Genomic DNA, 15,477 nt, shown 5'->3' on the forward strand with positions numbered 1-15,477 from the left:
GCCTGGGGAGGTGAACGCGGGTTTTTTTGTGGCATTTCGCCGCTAACTTCTGTCGTTGCGACCGCGTGGCTCGCGTGCCAAGGGCGGCGAGCGCGGCCCCTCGTGGGCGAGCACGATCCAGACCTGGCAGGACATCGGTCTGAAGCTGCGGGCCCAGGCTCCCCGATCAGGCCTCCTCGAACTGCATTTCCGGCGGCTGCCGACGCAGGCCGCCCGTGAGCACCAGCAGATAGACCATACCAATGACCAGCCAGACCCCACCCAGGTAGAGGGCCATGGAATCCAGACTGGCCATCAGCCAGAGATCGGCGACCAGGCCGATCAGTGGGAAGAGCAGGTAGATCACCGCAGCCTTGGCACCACGCGCGCCCTGATCGATCCAGTAGTGGAAGACCACCGACAGGTTCACCAGGCTGAAGGCCAGGAATGCGCCGAAGTTGATGAACGAGGTGGAGGTGGTCACGTCCATGCGCAACGCCAGCAGCGCCACGACGCCGCACAGCACGAGGCTGATCACGGGCGTGCCGAAGCGTTCGCTCAGGCGCCCGAACCAGCGCTTGGGCAGCACGCCGTCCCGGCCCATGGCGAACAGCAGCCGCGAGGCACTCGCCTGGGCAGACAGGCCCGAGGTGAATTGCCCTACGATCAGGCCGATCAGAAAGACACTGACGAAGACGTCACCGCCGATGGCCTGGGCAATCTCATAGGCCGCCGAATCGGCGTTGGCGAACTCGGAGGAGGGGTGGGCCAGCTGGACCACGTAGCTGACGCCGATGAACAGGATGCCCCCCAGCAAGGTGATCAGCAGGATCGCCCGCGGGATGGTCTTGCGCGGCTCATGGGTTTCCTCGGTGAGGGTGCTGACCGCATCGAACCCCAGGAACGAATAGCAGGCGATGGCCGCACCGCTCATCACCAGCGGGAGCTGGAACCCGTCCTGGTAGAACGGCGCGAGCGTCCAGAACGGCTGACGCAGGTCGCCCGTGGCGTAGTGGGCGGCCAGCCCGACGAACGCCGCCAGCACCAGGAACTGCAGCAGCATCAGCACGCCGTTGACCGTCTTGGCCAGTTGCAGGCCGACGATGTTGATCGCGGTGGTGACCGCGATGAAGGCGATCACCCAGATCGACTGCGGCACGTGCGGGAAGGCCGAGTGCAGGTAGGCCGCCCCGATCAGCCAGATCGCCATGGGCAGGAACAGGTAGTCGAGCAGTACCGCCCAACCGGCGAGAAAACCGAGCTTGGGGCTGATGGACTTGCGTACGTAGGTGTAGGCCGAACCGGCGACCGGAAAGGCCTTGGCCATTTTTCCGTAGCTCAGGGCGGTGAACAGCATGGCGATGGCGGCGGCCAGGTAGGCGGCAGGCACCGCACCGCCGGTGGTGTCGGCCAGGATGCCGAAGGTGCCCAGGACGATGATGGGCGTCATGTAGGCGATGCCGAACAGCGTGACCGCACCCAGCGACAAGGTGCGCTTCAATTGGGGCATGTGCGTGACTCCGGATTGTGTTTGTTATGGAGTGAAGACGCCAAGGCCAGCCGTGACCCTGGCGTGTGCAGATCCGAGCGGCCGGGCGCTGGCGATCAGTGGGTCTGGATCAGCAGCTCCCGCAGGCCGCAGGCATGCTCGATGTGCTGGCCAGGCAATGTGACGCGTCGCTCGGCCAGATAGCTGTAGTCCTGGCGGGCCTCCTGCACACGCGCCAGGTCGAGGGCCATCTGCAGCCGGCACGGTTCGCGTCCTGCTTCACACAGCACCTGCCCATAAGGGTCGACCACCGCGCTGCCGCCGGCGAATACCAGGTCGCCATCGCCGACGCCGACACGGTTGACCATGACCGCGTACGCCTGGTTTTCCATGGCGCGTGCGCTGATGGCCGTGCGGTGGGTCGGGCCGTAGGGGTCCATGTTGCCGTTGGTGACCAGAATGACGTCGGCGCCGAGCTGACCGAGCGCCCTCGCGCTCTCGGGGAATTCAATGTCGAAGCAGACCAGCAGCCCGACCCGCACCCCCTTGAACAGCGTCGTGGCGTAGCGGTCGCCTGCGCTGAAGATGCCTTTGTCCGAGGCCCACAGGTGGGTCTTGCGGTAGGTCAGGGTGATGCCCTCGGGCGTGACCAGCACGGTCGTGTTGTAGAAGCGGCCGTCGTTGCCGGCTTCCGCAAGGCCGACCACCACCCCCAGGTTTTTTTCTTTCGCCGCGTGCGCCACGGCCGTGAGGGTCGGGCCATCGAGCGGCTCGGCAAGGTGGGCGATGTTCTGCGCCGTGGGAAAGCCCATCAGCTGTGTTTCGGGGAACACCACCAGGTCGGTGCCGGGCGCGCAGGCGCGGATCGCCTCGAGGGTGCGCGCCAGGTTATGGGCCGTGTCGCCATCGCGACCGGCCAGTTGGACGAGTTCTACGTTCATGTCTGCTCCTGACAACACGGTGGTGGCCGAACGTTCTGACAGCGAAAAGGCCTGGCGACAGTGTCCATGCACCTTTGAGGTAACATGGCCACGGCGCGCCGGGGGTCGGCCATGCTCGACCGAGTATGCCGCCGCTGCGCCGGCCGGGGTAATTACGCCCTTGTGGTAACCCAGATGGGGTAGAGATGAACCTTACACTGCAGGACATCGCCTGGCACCGCTCGGTCGGGCAATTGATCGAGGTGCTGGACCAACCGTCGTTCTGGCTTCGCCTGGTGCGTCTGCTGGGGCAGTACGTCGCGTTCGACAGTTGGGTGGCGCTGCTCTTCAGTGAAGGACGGCCCTTGGTGTATGCGGAATGCCCGGGCGCGGACGGCGGCGAAGACCCCTTGTTCCAGGATTACCTCAAGGGCCTCTACCTGCTCGACCCGTTCTACATCGCCAGCCGGGAAGCGCGAACCGGCGGTCTGGTGCACCTGGCCGACGTGGCCCCGGAGTGCTTCGAGCGCACCGACTACTACCAGCGCTACTTTCGCCTCAACGTGGTGGCCGACGAGGTGCAGTACAATGTCCCGCTCGAGGGAGGACGCACGCTGTGCCTGTCGCTGGGCAGCCGCTCGGCGTTCAGCGGGCCGCAGATCGCGTTGCTGCACCTGGCGCAGCCCTGGGTGCTGGCGATGATGCGCCAGCGCTTGCGCTTCGAGAAGGCTGCGCTCGAGGTGGCCCCTGCGCCGCAGTGGCAACATCAGCTGGAGCAGGGCAGTGGCAGGCTCGATGCGCCGCTCACGGCTCGGGAACTGGAGGTCGGGCGCATGGTGCTCAGTGGGTGTTCGAGCAAGGAGATCGGCCGCAAGCTGGCCATCTCCTCGGAAACGGTGAGGGTTCACCGCAAGCACATCTACAGCAAGCTGGGCATCAAGTCGCAGTCCGAGCTGTTCGCGTTGTTCCTCAAGGCGCAGGCGTGAAGCGATGGAGGCTTCGAGATTCGGTGGAAGCAAGCCCGTGATGCCAGATCCGAGTAGAAACCGGCTGGAGATCGAACGTCCAGCGCCGATGGAGGCGCTTGGCATGGTTAAGAGGTGATCGTGAAGACGTTGTATGGTGTGTACCTGTTCATCACCGTGTGCGCGATGGTGTTGGCCTACAAACTCGGCGCTGGCGAGCAGGGTATCGCGCAGGAAGCGGCGCGGTGCATGACGCATGAGCGCATCGCCGAGCAAGACCAGTGCCTGAAGACGCTCGAAGCCGATGTGGGCGAGCTGTACCGCGCCGTCAAGGCGCTCTCCGAGCAGAAGCGGGAAGCGGCGCCGACACCGTGATGCCTGGAGACTGACTCCAGGCGGTCCTTTCGCGCCTTCAGAAGGACATCATTCCTTGCTCAGGTCCACCAAGGGCGCCTGCCGTACCTCGGTCTCGCGTCCGTCCTGGATGTCGCTCACCTGTTGCAGGGCTTTATCCACGGCCCCCTTGTCCGCCAACAGGCTGTACTGGATGCGGAACTGCTTGTGTGCCTTCGGCTCGATGCTCGGCACCAGGTTCAGCGGCCGCTGATACCGACGGTTGTAGGAAAAGCTCGTCCCTGGCTCCAGCCCCGTGACGTAACCCTGCCCCTGGGTGTCGGTGTTCTTCCACAGCGAGAACACCGGCAGCGTGCCGGTGTTGAAACCGACCGAGACGCCCAGCGTGCCCGCCTTGTTGTGCAGCACGGTCAGCGTGTCGCCCTTGGTATCGGCGTATGGCACCACGTTGTAGACCGTCTCGTCGTAATCCTGGGTCGGCGCACGGTAGGTCTGCCAGTCGGCCAGGTCGCCCTTGGCCTTGTCGTTGAACGGCGACACCTGCTTCACCGGGGCGGCGAAGCGCGCACCCTGCTCCAGGAACGGGGCGCCGAAGTTGCTGTGGTACAGCGCCTGGTACTCCTTGGCGTAGTCGCCGTTGTTGGTCAGGGTGTCGTCGAGCGTGAAGGTCACGCTGCCGGGTTCGGTGACCAGCTCGGTCGCGACCGAGAAATCGACCTTCTTGAAGGCCTGCTCTTTCAGCTCGCCACGCAAGGTGATGGCGTAGGGCGGCGTCTCGTCGATGTGCAGCGTCACCGTGCTCGCCGGAATGTTGGCCGCCCGACCGTGCAGCGTCAGCAGCTCGCCGTTGTCGACGCCAGGATGGCCGACCCATTCGTAGCCGCAACGGGCGACCAGCTCGTTGAAGCCTTCCAGCCAGCCCAGGCCGTTACGGCCGGTGAGTTCGATGAAGGACGGGTTGACCACCTCCTTGACCGGCGAGTCCCAGCCCATGCGTACGTCACCGACCGACGCCTGCAACACGTTCATGCCACGGGTCGGTACCACGGAGAGTTTCATCGTGCCGTTGTCGATGTCGACGATGCTGACGCCTTCCTGGCGACCGCCATGCAGGGTACGCAGCGTGACGCTGAAGGGTTTGTCGGTCTTGACGCCCAGCTGCGCGCTGGTGACCTGCCAGGGCTGGGCGGCCTTGTCGGTGTCGAGCAGGACGTAGTCCCAGGCCATGGCGTAGGGCGTGGCGGACAGGACGGCGAGGGCAAGGGACAGTCTGAGCAAGGTCATGGCGGGTGGCCTTTCTTGGGGTTGTGCCGTTTTATAGACTGGAGGAAACGTTTCAGCAAGCAGGAAGGAAACGCTTTGCAGATTCGCCAGGGGGCTTGTGGCAGTGAGTGGCGCGCAGAGGCCCGCTCGTTTTTTGTGCTGGGGTAGCGCAGTGAAGGCTGTGATAATAGAAGGCAATCACAAGGGCCATGCCATGCTGACCATTTCCAATACCGTGCACCTGCCAGATGCCGACATCGAGCTGACCTACATCCGCGCGCAGGGCGCAGGAGGGCAGAACGTCAACAAGGTGTCCAGCGCGGTGCACCTGCGCTTCGACATTCCTGCCTCGTCGCTGCCCGCGTTCTACAAGGAGCGGCTGCTGGCGCTGCGCGACAGTCGCATCACCGGCGACGGCGTGCTGATCCTCAAGGCCCAGCAGTACCGCACCCAGGAACAGAACCGAGCCGACGCGCTGGCGCGTCTTGCCGAGTTGATCATCGCGGCCGGCAAGACCGAGAAGAAACGCCGGCCGACCAAGCCGACCCTCGGTTCGAAGACCCGTCGTCTCGAGGGGAAGGCCCGGCGCGGTACTGTCAAGGCGGGCCGGGGGAAGGTGCAGTTCTAGTGCGTGGTGGCAGGCATCACTCCTGGGCAAAGAGAACATCGCTCGATCAACTGGAAGGGTTATTGAGCAGTCCAGCTACGTAAGCGCAATGCCACTGTTTCATTCAGCGCGTAGCGCAACACCCTCTCACCGCACCCCAAACACATGCCGCAAATACGCCACGAAATTCTCGTCCCGACACTGCGTCTTCCCCGGGCTGTCCGAGATCTTCGCCACCGGCGCCCCGTTGCACGCCGTCATCTTGATCACCATGTTCATCGGCTTGACCCCGGGGATGTCGCACGTCAAGTTCGTCCCGATCCCGAAGCTCACGTGGATCCGCCCGTGCAGCGCGCGGTACAGCTCCAGCGTCTTGGCGAAATCCAGCCCGTCGGAGAAGATCAGCGTCTTGCTCGCCGGGTCGATGCCCAGCCGCTGGTAGTGGGCGATGGCCTTCTCGGCCCACACCAGCGGGTCGCCCGAGTCATGCCGCAACCCGTCGAACAGCTTGGCGAAGTACAGGTCGAAGTCGCGCATGAACGGGTCCATGCCGATGCAGTCGGTCAACGCGATCCCGAGCAGGCCGCGGTACTCGCGGACCCAACACTCCAGCGCGGCGACCTGGCTGTCGACCAGCCGGGGGCCGAGCTGCTGGTGGGCCATGAACCACTCGTGGGCCATGGTGCCGATGGGCCGCAGGTCGTATTCGCGGGCCAGGTGCACGTTGCTGGTGCCGACGAAGCGGCCGGGGAAGTCGCGGGTGAGGGTGTGCACGACTTCTTCCTGCACCGGGTAGGAGAAGCGCCGACGGGTACCGAAGTCGGCCAGTTGCAAGCCGGCCAGTTCATCGGCGCTGGCTTCGCGGCGCAGCCAGTCGAGCTTCTCGTAAAGGCGCTCGTTGACCTGCTCGAGCGTCACGTCGCGGTAGCGGTAGCGGTTGCGCACTTCCGAAACGATCGCCAGCAGCGGGATCTCGTAGAGGATCACGTGCAGCCAGGGGCCGCGCACGCGGATCGCCAGCTGGCCGCTGTCGTCGAGGCCGATCTGCACGTAACGCAGGTTGAAGCGGAACAGGCTCAGGAAGCGGATGAAGTCCGGCTTGATGAACGGAATCTTCTCCAGGTAGGCCAACTGGTCGTGGGTCACCGAGACGTCGGCGAGCTGCTCGACCTGATAGCGGATCTCGGCCAGGTAGGGGGAGAGGTCTTCGTCGTTGCGGCAGCGGAACTCCCATTCCACTTCGGCGTTGGGGTAGTTGTGCAGCACCGCCTGCATCATGGTGATCTTGTAGAAGTCGGTGTCCAGCAGGTTCTGGACGATCCGCTCGCCAAAGACGCCTTCGCTCATGGTCGTGCCTCCTGATAATCGCTGATCGCCTGGTCCAGTGCCGCTTCGTCGGCGCACAGGCGGATGCCGGCCGTGGCCAGCGTGGTGCAGGCGCCATCGGCACCCGTTTGGCTCAGGGCCCGGCAGGCAGGCAGGAACAAGAGCACCTCGAAGCCGGCCTCGCGCAGCTGCCGGGCGGTGGTGCTGACGCAGTAGTCCAGGGCCAGGCCGCCGACGATCACTAGGCCGACGCCCTGGGCCTTGAGGTATTCGATGGCACCGGTCGAGCGACGCTCGGCCAGGTCGTGGTAGCAGGCGCCGTAGGGGTGCAGGTCGGGCTCGACGCCTTTCCAGACGAAGTAGTCGTAGTCGATCGGCGCCGGCAGGCCTTCGAGCAGTTCGAAGCCGTAGGTGCCGGGCACGCAGTGGCTGACCCAGGTGAGGTCGGCGTTGGGCAGTGTCAGCGGCTGCAGCATCTGGGCGTGTTCGGACACGACCCAGGCGGCGTTGCGTGGGTGGGCGTCCTTGCTGCCCAGGCGCAGACTGGCGCGGCGGGCCATGGCGTTGAGCGCGGGCGCGATCTCGTGACCACCGGGTACGGGCAGCTCGTCCGGGGCGTTGCGGGTGAAGCCGTTCTGGGCGTCGACGTCGAAACTGGCGATCTTCATCGGAAAGCTCCTGTGCGGGAATGGCTATATATTTCACCTGGTGATATAAGTCTGTCAAGCCCTTGTGCGTCGGCTTGCCAAACTTTATGTTCCTGGTGGAATATGTCGGTCCGAACCCGTAGGAGTGAATGATGAGCCGTGCCGAAGTCCTGGCCAGCGTGGATATCGTGGCCATGCGCAAGGTTGCCGGTGCGCCCGCCCTGGAAGTGCTGTTGCACCGGCGTGAGCGCACGCCGTACCAAGGCCAGTGGGCCCTGCCGGGCGTCCTGGTCAACGGTCGCAGTGCCGACGCCAGCCTGGCGGCTGCGGCCGAGCGTGCGTTGCGCGAGAAGGCCCAGGTGACGCCCCGTCATGTCGAGCAGGTCGGCACCGAAGGCAATGCCCAGCGCGATCCGCGCGGCTGGTCGATGAGCACGTACTACCTGGCGCTGCTCGACCCCGACGTGCCGGTGGAGGGGGAAGGCCTGGCCTTCTTCGACCTCGAACGCATCCTCGGCGGCGAGCTGGCGCTGCCGTTCGACCATGCCGTGCTGGTGCGCCTGGCCCGCGAGCGGCTGGCGAGCAAGACCGTCTACAGCAGCCTACCGCTGTACCTGACGCCTACACGGTTCACCGTGCTCGATGCGCTGCAGGCCACCCAGGCCTGCCTAGGTGCGCCGGTCAACAACACCTCGCTGCGCAAGCGCCTCGAGCGCCTACGGACGGCGGGCTGGATCCAGGCCACCGGCGAAACCCTGCAACCCAAGCTCGGCCGACCCCAGCAGGTCTATGTGCATATCCCCTGCGCGGGAGAGGTCTTCACCTTCGAACGCAGCCTGCTGCCGGAGGGCAATGCCAGCTGAAAATGAGATTAAGCTGCATTTAAGCATCGCGCCTTACGATGCCAGTCAGGAAGCCGGGACGCAGCGTCGCACGGTTCGGACAGGAGTAAGGCGATGGCAATCGCACTGGAAAACAAATGGAAGTGTCTGGTACGTACGCTCGGGTACGTCGGCTGGTCGCTGTTCTGGCTGCTGCTGTGGGACGTGGTGGTCACGGCCGAGGCCATGCTCGCCGAAGGGCTGGGCCTCGAACTGCCGCTGATGCCGCTGACGCTGCTGTGTTCGGCGCTGGTGGTATTGATCAGTTTCAGGAACTCCAGCGCCTACAACCGCTGGTGGGAAGCCCGTACCCTGTGGGGCGCCATGGTCAACAGCTCGCGCAGCTTCGGTCGCCAGGTGCTGACCTTGATCGATGACGACCGTACCACCCAGCCGCTCAAGGCCCGCCTGATCCAGCGCCATGTGGCGTACCTGCATGCCTTGCGTCTGCACCTCAAGGGCGAGCGCGATCCTTCGGCGCTGATGGGGCTGCTGGGTGAACAGGAGCTGCGCCAGCTCGACGGGGCCAGCAACCTGCCCAACGACATCCTCAGCGGCTCGGCCGACCTCATCGCCCAGGCCTTCAAGGCCGGGCACCTGGACAGCGTGCGGCTGGCGCGGCTGGAGTCGACGCTGGTGGACGTGTCCAACTGGCAGGGCGGTATGGAGCGCATCGCCAACACGCCGCTGCCGTATCCATATGTGTACTTCCCACGGCTGTTCAGCACGCTGTTCTGCGTGATCATGCCGCTGAGCCTGGTGCCGTCGCTGGGCTGGTTCACGCCGGTGGTGTCTACCGTGGTGGGCTGCATGCTGCTGGCCATGGAGCGTATCGGCACCGACCTGCAGGCGCCGTTCGGCGACAGCCAGCACCGGATCCGTACCGAAGACCTGTGCCGGACCATCGAGCAGAACCTGCGCTCGATGTGCGATGGCGACCGTGAGCGCCGCGCCTCGCGTCTGGCCGGCAAGCGTGCCGTGGCGCGCCTGCGGCCTGCGTGAGCAGTAAATCCAGGGTCAAGGATCAAGGCCTGCTTCGGCATCCAAGGGGCCGTCCACCTGGAGAGAGGGTGGCTTCATCGCTGGCAAGCCAGCTCCCACAGGCCTGCTGCGCTGCGCGGGCAGGTTGAGGTGTGGGTCTATAGGGGCCTGCAAGTTGTACAACAAAACCTGCTGCGCTGCGTCGGCAGCCTGGAATGCTGGCCTGTGGGGCTTGCCCGCGATGAGGCCGGTACGTCCAACCTCGGAAAGTGCCCCGACAGTGCCAGACCCGTCCCCTTCAGCGCACCGCGCAATCACGGTCGATCGCCGTGATCAGGGTCTGATCGGCGAACACCTCCAGGTGCACCGAGCACGACCCACCGTCGACCCACCCCAGGCGCACGCTCGACGAAGCCTGTCCCGTCTGCAACTGTCCCTGTTGATCGATGCTCGAGGTGTTGCCGCCGCGGTCCTGGCGGATGGTCATGCGGTAGCCCAAGGTCAGCGGCACCGGGTTGTCGATGCGTGGGCGGATCAGCACGGCGTTGTCGCTGCGCTCGGTGTCGATGCTCACCGTCAGGTGCGAATAGTCCATGATCATTGTTGCGTCACCGTGGCCGTGGAATGATTGCCGTACTGCGTCACCGACACCGTGCCGCCGAAGCCGCTCTGGGTGACGCTGGCCTGGTTGCCCTGGCCGTACTGGCCGACGAACGCCTGGTTGTAGGCGCCGCTCTGCACCACGTTGGCCTGGTTGCGGGTCCCGGCCTGGACGATGGCGGCCTGGTTGTAGCTGCCGGACTGGTCGAGGTTCAGGGTGTTGCCCAGCCCGACCTGGTAGGCGGCCGCCAGGTTGTGGGCCCCGCGCTGGTCGATCCGGGCGACGTTGGCCAGGCCGGCCTGTGACTGCACCAGCCGTTGCGCCACGCCGGCCTGATCGATGCGCGCACGGTTGAGGCCGCCCGCCTGCTCCAGTTCGACGCGATGGCCAGTGCCCAGACCGGCATAGCGGCCTTCGGCGACCAGGTCGTTCGCCTGGCCTGACCCGGCGTACAGCCAGAGGGCCGCCGCCAGGGCCGCAGACCAGCGTAGCCTGTGCTGAGTCATGGATGCCTCCGTCACGTCAGTTGACCTGGGTCGGTGCGACCGGTCGGGTCATGGTCTGTTCGTCGTAGCTGCTCAGGTAGCCTTGCAGCAACGGCTGCTTGAGTGCCTCGGGATCGCGCAGGCGCCAGCTGCCATCGCGGGCGCCTTGGGCGATCAGGTGGATCAGCGCACTTTCGATCGCTTCGCGCACGCACTGCTGGACCGGTTCATTGCGCGAGAAACCGGTCTCGACTTCCAGCAGGTGCTTGAGCGAGACGAACTTGAACACGCCGAAGTCGACCTGGGTCGAGTACACGGTCTTGGTGGTGGTCACGCTCTGGATGATCTCGCCGCTGCGGATGTCGACCGCGCGCAGGTTGATGGTGACCTGGTCCTGGCGGTACAGCTCCGACGGGCCGATGCCTAGGTAGCGCACGCCGATGCCGCCGGTGCGCACGTTGCTTTCGTAGGCGACGATGGCGCCGCCGATCAACAGGTTGGCCGGGCGCAACGACGGCAGCATGGCCTGGGCCTGATCCTGTGGTTGCTCCAGGGCGCGGATGATCTTGCGCTCGGTGAGCACGTCCTGCAGGTTTTCACGCTCGACCGGTTTGAACCAGCGCGAGTCGCGTAACGCGGTCACCAGCAGCGACGCGGCGCCTTGGGTGACCGAGGTGGAGAAAGAGCTGTCCGGAGACGGTTTGTACTGGCCGGTCTGGTCACGCAGACCATACACCGCAACGGCGATCGGGCCAGCGGGAGCTGGAAGGCGCATCAGGTCACGGGTGCTGTGGGTCGGCGGTGAAATGCTGGCCGCCGAGGTCGTGCCGGCCGGGCGGGACGTGGCGCAGCCGCTGGCCAGAACCGCCGCGAGGATCATCAGTGAAAGGGTGCGGGCACGCATGGGTCTACTCCAGTGAACTCCCTGCCGCATGGCGCGGCAGGGAACGGCATCATCGAGAACGGTGGGGCGATCAGCGCTGCACGACCACGGCGCTGTTGCTGGCACCGCCGGCCTGGCTGACGGTGGCCGAGTGCAGGTTGCCGGTCTGGGTCACGCTCACGCTGTTGACCAGGGACTGGCCGGCGCCACCGAAACCGCTCTGGGTGATGCTGGCGGTGTTGTTGCGGCCGCTCTGCAGCAGGGCTTCTTCGTTGTAGGCACCGGACTGGGTGACGTAGCCGGCGTTGTTGCTGCCCCAGCTCTGGGTCACGCTGGCGGTGTTGTTCAGGCCGCTCTGGTCGACCGAGGCGAAGCCCAGGCTGGCGCCTTCCTGCTTGACCGTGGCAGTGTGGTTGTGGCCGGTCTGGTCGGTGATGGCGCGGTTGCCCAGGCCCGTCTGCGAGATGCTGGCGTTGAGGTTGTTGCCATTGCGCTGGGTGGCGGTCGCTTCGCTGCCCCAGGCGTTCTGGGTGATGTCGGCGCTGCCGAAGTTGGTGCCGGTCTGCTCGACGTAGCCGTAGTTGCCATGGCCGTTCTGGCGGATGCTGGCGTTCTTGAAGTCGGTGTCGGTCTGGGTGATCAGGCCTTTGTTGGCGAAGCCGTTCTGGTTCACCTTGACCGACTGGCTGTAGTAGCTGTCGTTCTGGTTGATCTGCGACTGGTTGAACTGACCCGACTGGTTGACGCTGGCCACGCCGCCGACGGTCTGTTCCTGGTAGATGTAGCCTTTGTTGGCGCTGCCGGCCTGGTCGACACGGGCCTGGGCATCGTCACGACCACTGACCTGGGTGATGCTCGCCTTGTTGAAGCTGCCGCCATTGAGGGCCTGGTTGATGGTGGCGCCAACCTTGGAGGCGGTGGTGCCTTCCTGGCGAATCTTGGCATCGTTGTGATCGCCGCCCTGGTTCAGGCGCGCCGACTGCTCGACGCCGTCCTGCAGCGAGCCGCCGTTCTGGTTGACGCTGGCGCTGTTGCGGGCACCGTTCTGGTTGACGATCGAGTCGTTGCGCGCGCCGGTCTGGTTGACCGTGACGTTCGAGCCGTTGGCGTCGGACTGCAGGACGTTGAGCAGGTTCTTGTCGCCGATCTGCGAGGTGTTGACCGAACCGCCGTCAGCGAAGGCCACGCCGGAGACCGCGACCAGGACAGCCATGGACAGAAGGGATTTACGTGCGTTCATGATTGACTTCCTATGTTTCGTATTCAAGTGAATGTCGGTTTTTCTTGCACAGGCGGGCCTGCCCGTCGATTGCACAGCACTACGCACCACACAACGGTACAGCGGGGGGTTACAACGAAAGCGTTATGGCTGATTGATCTGGAACTGAGTCGTTTGTCCGGTGGTTTTATCGGTCGTGACGATCTGCAACAGTCCGCCGGACAAGTTGGTGATATTGATGGTGAAGTCGGTGGTTTCCACCGTGCCCGGTGTCAGGCGTCCATCGGCCCCGACGATGCTGGAGGTCACGGCCGACGACACACGGCTGAGAATGGCGCTCTGCAACATGCTGTTGAATTGCGTCAGGGCATTCTGTGCGGAAGCCGAGCCGGAGGCCGACTTCTCGGTGAACGTGTTCTGCGCCGTGGCCTGGTTGAGCAGCACCGGGCCGTTGAGCGGGTTGCCACCGAACGATGGGTTGTTGGGCACGTAGACCAGCTCGCTGGCCTGGGCCGCGGCGCCGATCGCCAGGCTCAGCGCCAGGCCAAGCAGGGCAGGGGATAGGCGAGACATTCGACCTCCTTTCACAGTTCGTCACGGGCCAGGTCGGGGTCGCCGAACACCTGGGCCACTTGGTAATCGAGAATCGCCTGGAACACCTGCGCCGCGGCTTCCGCGCCAATCGCCGGGATCAAGGCGCGGTTGGGCGGAATGAACATCTGCAACAGCCGGCGGTTGCCGTAGTCGACGAACACCTGGCTGCCCAGGCGGGCAGTCGGCCGTTCGCTGATGGCCACGTTGAACCGACCCGGCTCGTCCAGCTCCTGCCAGGCGGCGGCGAAGCTGTCGTAGAAGGCCCGGCCTGCCAGCGTCACCGTCTGCCCGACCACCAGGCCGCCGAAGTGCTCGCGGTTCAGGGGGCGCGGGTCGGTCAGGCTGCCCGTGGCTTCGAGCGCGGTCTGCGCGTGAGCGACGGACACCGCACACACGGACAATGCGATCACAGTGGTCAGGACGGCGACGTTCATAAGGGGCAGTAGTTCCGTGAAGTTGGAGCCACTGTATGCGAGAAAATGGCAATGCGCCATTAATCGTGTAATGTTTTATTTACACTATTTTGACGTCAGTAAAGTTGATGAGACGTGCCGACTTAATGGCGTCAATGTGACTGAAAAACTGCGTGTGTTACGCGTGAAATCGTCGGTAACGAAGAATGAAATGAATAAAAAGACTTTATTGACGTCAATAAAAAGTACAGAGAATGCCCTCGTGCCGTTTCTTGCGATGTTGACGACTCCACCCCACGAACTCGAATCACGCTATGCTCAGTCCCATGACGTCTTCCATGCCTGTGCATCCCTCCTGTCCGGCCGGTGTCTGCGATTGCGGCCGAGCGCTCCTTGACCAGGCCCCCGACCAAGCCTGTCGGGTGCTGCTGCTGACGCGTCCGGAAGAAAAGCGCCTGATCGAGCGGCTCGAGCACCTGCGGGATTTCGACGACTTGCAGCACTTGCAGCGTCGCTTGCGCGAGCAGTTGGGCATCGAGGTACGGATCGCGCCCGGTGTGAACGAAGTGCGCAGCATGCGCGGCATCGTCATCGAGATCCCACCACAACCGGGTTTGTGCCGACGCACCCGCCAGGCGATCCCCGCAGCGATCCGGCGTGGGCTGGAACGCAACCCGGAGGTCGCGTTCCGGTTGCTCGATGCGCACGACCTGCTCGGTGGTCTGGCTTGAGGGGAGCCGGCGAAACGGGCACCTGCGCGTGCCGGGTTAAATTCCCGGTCGTCCGGCTCGTCTCCCCCATAGCCGCCGAACGCCCAACCGCCTCGCGCGCCCCTGACAATCAAGGAGACAGGCAATGACTTCCGTATTCGATCGCGACGACATCGTGTTCCAGGTAGTGGTCAACCATGAGGAACAGTATTCCATCTGGCCCGACTACAAGGAGATTCCCAACGGCTGGCGCGCGGTCGGCAAGAGCGGCCTGAAGCCCGAGTGCCTGGCCTACATCGAAGAGGTCTGGACCGACATGCGTCCGCTGAGCCTGCGCCAGAAGATGGCCGAATCGGCCAGCGCGCCATAACCGCGATGTCCATCCTCAACCTGTTGTGCCTGCCGTACTCCGGCGCCAGTGCCATGGTCTACAGCCGCTGGCGGCGCACGCTGCCTGCCTGGGTGCGGGTGACGCCCGTGGAGTTGCCGGGACGTGGCGCGCGGCTGGGCGAACCGTTGCAGACCGATCTGTCGGCACTGGCCCGGCAGCTGGCCGAAGAGGTCCGTCATCACGCGCAGCCACCCTATGCCGTGCTCGGCCATAGCCTGGGCGCGCTGCTGGCCTTCGAGCTGGTGCACGCCCTGCGCACGCTGGGATGCCCGCCACCGGTGGCCCTGTTCGCCAGTGGGACGGCTGCGCCGACGCGCCGTGAAGGCTACGACGGGGCCGACTGGCGCGAACCCAAGTCCGACGCCGTGTTGATCGACGAGTTGCGCACCTTGCAGGGCACGCCCGAAGAGGTGCTGGCCAACGAGGAACTGATGAGCCTGACCTTGCCGGTCCTGCGCGCAGACTTTCTGTTGTGCGGCCGCTATGCCTATCGCCAGCGACCCCTGCTGCAGTGCCCCGTGCACGTGTTCGCCGGCGAGCAGGACAAGGCCAACGAAGCGCAATTGCGGGCCTGGGGTCAGGAGAGTGCGGGCGACTTCTCCCTCAGCCTGTTCCCCGGTGGGCATTTCTTCATCCATGAGCAGGAAGCCGATGTGCTGGGCGCGCTCACCGCCGCGCTGGAGCCGCTACGCGGGCACGCCTGAGCCTGGGGAACTTCCGCCGCCCTCGGCGGTTGGATTGACGCCGGCCCCTGGGTTGATGGAGGCTT

19 protein-coding genes are annotated in these 15,477 nt (G+C 64.9%); 8 read left to right on the forward strand and 11 right to left on the reverse strand.

Features of this window, described 5'->3' with window-relative positions:
* Positions 1-166: 166 nt before the first annotated feature.
* Together G7007_RS08475 and G7007_RS08480 are read right to left on the reverse strand one after the other, a co-directional pair.
* Complete coding sequence (locus tag G7007_RS08475) at positions 167-1,489, reverse strand: APC family permease (RefSeq protein ID WP_181100698.1); 1,323 nt, start codon at positions 1,487-1,489, stop codon at positions 167-169.
* Between the two features lie 95 nt (positions 1,490-1,584).
* A complete protein-coding gene (locus G7007_RS08480) occupies positions 1,585-2,409 on the reverse strand; it encodes a carbon-nitrogen hydrolase family protein (protein WP_181100701.1) in 825 nt (274 codons plus the stop codon).
* Between the two features lie 185 nt (positions 2,410-2,594).
* Here G7007_RS08480 and G7007_RS08485 point away from each other — a divergent pair, with 185 nt between their 5' ends.
* On the forward strand, positions 2,595-3,374 hold the full coding sequence (locus G7007_RS08485; RefSeq protein WP_181100704.1) for a helix-turn-helix transcriptional regulator: 780 nt from the start codon (positions 2,595-2,597) through the stop codon (positions 3,372-3,374).
* 120 nt (positions 3,375-3,494) lie between these two features.
* Complete coding sequence (locus G7007_RS08490) at positions 3,495-3,728, forward strand: hypothetical protein (RefSeq protein ID WP_181100706.1); 234 nt, start codon at positions 3,495-3,497, stop codon at positions 3,726-3,728.
* 48 nt (positions 3,729-3,776) lie between these two features.
* On the opposite strand, the gene G7007_RS08495 is transcribed toward G7007_RS08490, so the two are convergent.
* Positions 3,777-4,991 carry an aldose 1-epimerase family protein gene (locus G7007_RS08495; protein WP_181100709.1) on the reverse strand — a complete coding sequence of 405 codons (1,215 nt, stop codon included), beginning with the start codon at positions 4,989-4,991 and terminating at the stop codon, positions 3,777-3,779.
* 193 nt (positions 4,992-5,184) lie between these two features.
* On the opposite strand from G7007_RS08495, the gene arfB reads away from it, so the two are divergent.
* Positions 5,185-5,598, forward strand: a complete 414-nt coding sequence (gene arfB, locus G7007_RS08500) for an alternative ribosome rescue aminoacyl-tRNA hydrolase ArfB (RefSeq protein ID WP_181100711.1) — start codon at positions 5,185-5,187, stop codon at positions 5,596-5,598.
* A gap of 126 nt (positions 5,599-5,724) precedes the next feature.
* Here arfB and pncB read toward each other — a convergent pair whose 3' ends face one another.
* Both pncB and G7007_RS08510 read right to left on the reverse strand, forming a co-directional pair.
* A complete protein-coding gene (gene pncB / locus G7007_RS08505) occupies positions 5,725-6,924 on the reverse strand; it encodes a nicotinate phosphoribosyltransferase (RefSeq protein WP_181100713.1) in 1,200 nt (399 codons plus the stop codon).
* Entirely contained in the window at positions 6,921-7,571 is a 651-nt protein-coding gene (locus G7007_RS08510) for a nicotinamidase (RefSeq protein ID WP_181100716.1), read from the reverse strand. Before G7007_RS08510 ends, pncB begins: the two co-directional genes overlap by 4 nt.
* A gap of 131 nt (positions 7,572-7,702) precedes the next feature.
* Between G7007_RS08510 and G7007_RS08515 the strand changes: the two genes are divergently transcribed.
* Together G7007_RS08515 and G7007_RS08520 are read left to right on the forward strand one after the other, a co-directional pair.
* Positions 7,703-8,413, forward strand: a complete 711-nt coding sequence (locus tag G7007_RS08515) for an NUDIX hydrolase (protein ID WP_181100718.1) — start codon at positions 7,703-7,705, stop codon at positions 8,411-8,413.
* Between the two features lie 93 nt (positions 8,414-8,506).
* Positions 8,507-9,433, forward strand: coding sequence for a bestrophin family protein (locus G7007_RS08520; protein ID WP_181100721.1), 927 nt, complete (start codon positions 8,507-8,509; stop codon positions 9,431-9,433).
* A 277-nt stretch (positions 9,434-9,710) separates the two neighbouring features.
* Here G7007_RS08520 and csgH read toward each other — a convergent pair whose 3' ends face one another.
* From csgH to G7007_RS08550, 6 genes are all read right to left on the reverse strand, one after another.
* Positions 9,711-10,013: a curli-like amyloid fiber formation chaperone CsgH gene (gene csgH / locus G7007_RS08525; protein ID WP_219859003.1), complete on the reverse strand. Its 303-nt coding sequence runs from the start codon at positions 10,011-10,013 to the stop codon at positions 9,711-9,713.
* The gene (locus G7007_RS08530; protein WP_181100723.1) at positions 10,010-10,519 is read right to left on the reverse strand and encodes a curlin-associated protein; all 510 of its coding nucleotides are present in this window, start codon (positions 10,517-10,519) and stop codon (positions 10,010-10,012) included. Before G7007_RS08530 ends, csgH begins: the two co-directional genes overlap by 4 nt.
* A 16-nt stretch (positions 10,520-10,535) precedes the next feature.
* The gene (locus G7007_RS08535) at positions 10,536-11,402 is read right to left on the reverse strand and encodes a CsgG/HfaB family protein (RefSeq protein ID WP_181100726.1); all 867 of its coding nucleotides are present in this window, start codon (positions 11,400-11,402) and stop codon (positions 10,536-10,538) included.
* Between the two features lie 70 nt (positions 11,403-11,472).
* Positions 11,473-12,621 (reverse strand): hypothetical protein, encoded by a 1,149-nt coding sequence (locus G7007_RS08540; RefSeq protein ID WP_181100728.1) that lies wholly within the window; start codon positions 12,619-12,621, stop codon positions 11,473-11,475.
* A 123-nt stretch (positions 12,622-12,744) separates the two neighbouring features.
* Complete coding sequence (locus G7007_RS08545; RefSeq protein WP_181100731.1) at positions 12,745-13,173, reverse strand: curli assembly protein CsgF; 429 nt, start codon at positions 13,171-13,173, stop codon at positions 12,745-12,747.
* Positions 13,174-13,184: 11 nt separating this feature from the next.
* Entirely contained in the window at positions 13,185-13,628 is a 444-nt protein-coding gene (locus tag G7007_RS08550; RefSeq protein WP_181100734.1) for a CsgE family curli-type amyloid fiber assembly protein, read from the reverse strand.
* Between the two features lie 305 nt (positions 13,629-13,933).
* Here G7007_RS08550 and G7007_RS08555 point away from each other — a divergent pair, with 305 nt between their 5' ends.
* The 3 genes from G7007_RS08555 (at position 13,934) to G7007_RS08565 (ending at position 15,412) form a co-directional block, all read left to right on the forward strand.
* Positions 13,934-14,338 carry a hypothetical protein gene (locus tag G7007_RS08555; RefSeq protein ID WP_181100867.1) on the forward strand — a complete coding sequence of 135 codons (405 nt, stop codon included), beginning with the start codon at positions 13,934-13,936 and terminating at the stop codon, positions 14,336-14,338.
* A gap of 124 nt (positions 14,339-14,462) precedes the next feature.
* A complete protein-coding gene (locus G7007_RS08560; RefSeq protein ID WP_181100736.1) occupies positions 14,463-14,687 on the forward strand; it encodes an MbtH family protein in 225 nt (74 codons plus the stop codon).
* Positions 14,688-14,692: 5 nt separating this feature from the next.
* The gene (locus tag G7007_RS08565) at positions 14,693-15,412 is read left to right on the forward strand and encodes a thioesterase II family protein (RefSeq protein WP_181100739.1); all 720 of its coding nucleotides are present in this window, start codon (positions 14,693-14,695) and stop codon (positions 15,410-15,412) included.
* Positions 15,413-15,477: the final 65 nt, after the last annotated feature.

The sequence above is a fragment of the Pseudomonas entomophila genome, from assembly GCF_013523125.1.
GTDB lineage: Bacteria > Pseudomonadota > Gammaproteobacteria > Pseudomonadales > Pseudomonadaceae > Aquipseudomonas > Aquipseudomonas entomophila_B.

Excerpts from the sequence above, each read along its gene's own strand:
- G7007_RS08480 (WP_181100701.1), bottom strand. The coding sequence starts at position 2,409 with ATGAACGTAGAACTCGTCCAACTGGCCGGTCGCGATGGCGACACGGCC.
- G7007_RS08560 (WP_181100736.1), top strand. The coding sequence starts at position 14,463 with ATGACTTCCGTATTCGATCGCGACGACATCGTGTTCCAGGTAGTGGTC.
- G7007_RS08510 (WP_181100716.1), bottom strand. The coding sequence starts at position 7,571 with ATGAAGATCGCCAGTTTCGACGTCGACGCCCAGAACGGCTTCACCCGC.
- G7007_RS08520 (WP_181100721.1), top strand. The coding sequence starts at position 8,507 with ATGGCAATCGCACTGGAAAACAAATGGAAGTGTCTGGTACGTACGCTC.
- G7007_RS08515 (WP_181100718.1), top strand. The coding sequence starts at position 7,703 with ATGAGCCGTGCCGAAGTCCTGGCCAGCGTGGATATCGTGGCCATGCGC.
- G7007_RS08485 (WP_181100704.1), top strand. The coding sequence starts at position 2,595 with ATGAACCTTACACTGCAGGACATCGCCTGGCACCGCTCGGTCGGGCAA.
- G7007_RS08475 (WP_181100698.1), bottom strand. The coding sequence starts at position 1,489 with ATGCCCCAATTGAAGCGCACCTTGTCGCTGGGTGCGGTCACGCTGTTC.
- G7007_RS08550 (WP_181100734.1), bottom strand. The coding sequence starts at position 13,628 with ATGAACGTCGCCGTCCTGACCACTGTGATCGCATTGTCCGTGTGTGCG.
- G7007_RS08565 (WP_181100739.1), top strand. The coding sequence starts at position 14,693 with ATGTCCATCCTCAACCTGTTGTGCCTGCCGTACTCCGGCGCCAGTGCC.
- pncB (WP_181100713.1), bottom strand. The coding sequence starts at position 6,924 with ATGAGCGAAGGCGTCTTTGGCGAGCGGATCGTCCAGAACCTGCTGGAC.
- G7007_RS08545 (WP_181100731.1), bottom strand. The coding sequence starts at position 13,173 with ATGTCTCGCCTATCCCCTGCCCTGCTTGGCCTGGCGCTGAGCCTGGCG.
- G7007_RS08495 (WP_181100709.1), bottom strand. The coding sequence starts at position 4,991 with ATGACCTTGCTCAGACTGTCCCTTGCCCTCGCCGTCCTGTCCGCCACG.
- arfB (WP_181100711.1), top strand. The coding sequence starts at position 5,185 with ATGCTGACCATTTCCAATACCGTGCACCTGCCAGATGCCGACATCGAG.
- G7007_RS08530 (WP_181100723.1), bottom strand. The coding sequence starts at position 10,519 with ATGACTCAGCACAGGCTACGCTGGTCTGCGGCCCTGGCGGCGGCCCTC.
- G7007_RS08535 (WP_181100726.1), bottom strand. The coding sequence starts at position 11,402 with ATGCGTGCCCGCACCCTTTCACTGATGATCCTCGCGGCGGTTCTGGCC.
- G7007_RS08555 (WP_181100867.1), top strand. The coding sequence starts at position 13,934 with ATGACGTCTTCCATGCCTGTGCATCCCTCCTGTCCGGCCGGTGTCTGC.
- csgH (WP_219859003.1), bottom strand. The coding sequence starts at position 10,013 with ATGATCATGGACTATTCGCACCTGACGGTGAGCATCGACACCGAGCGC.
- G7007_RS08540 (WP_181100728.1), bottom strand. The coding sequence starts at position 12,621 with ATGAACGCACGTAAATCCCTTCTGTCCATGGCTGTCCTGGTCGCGGTC.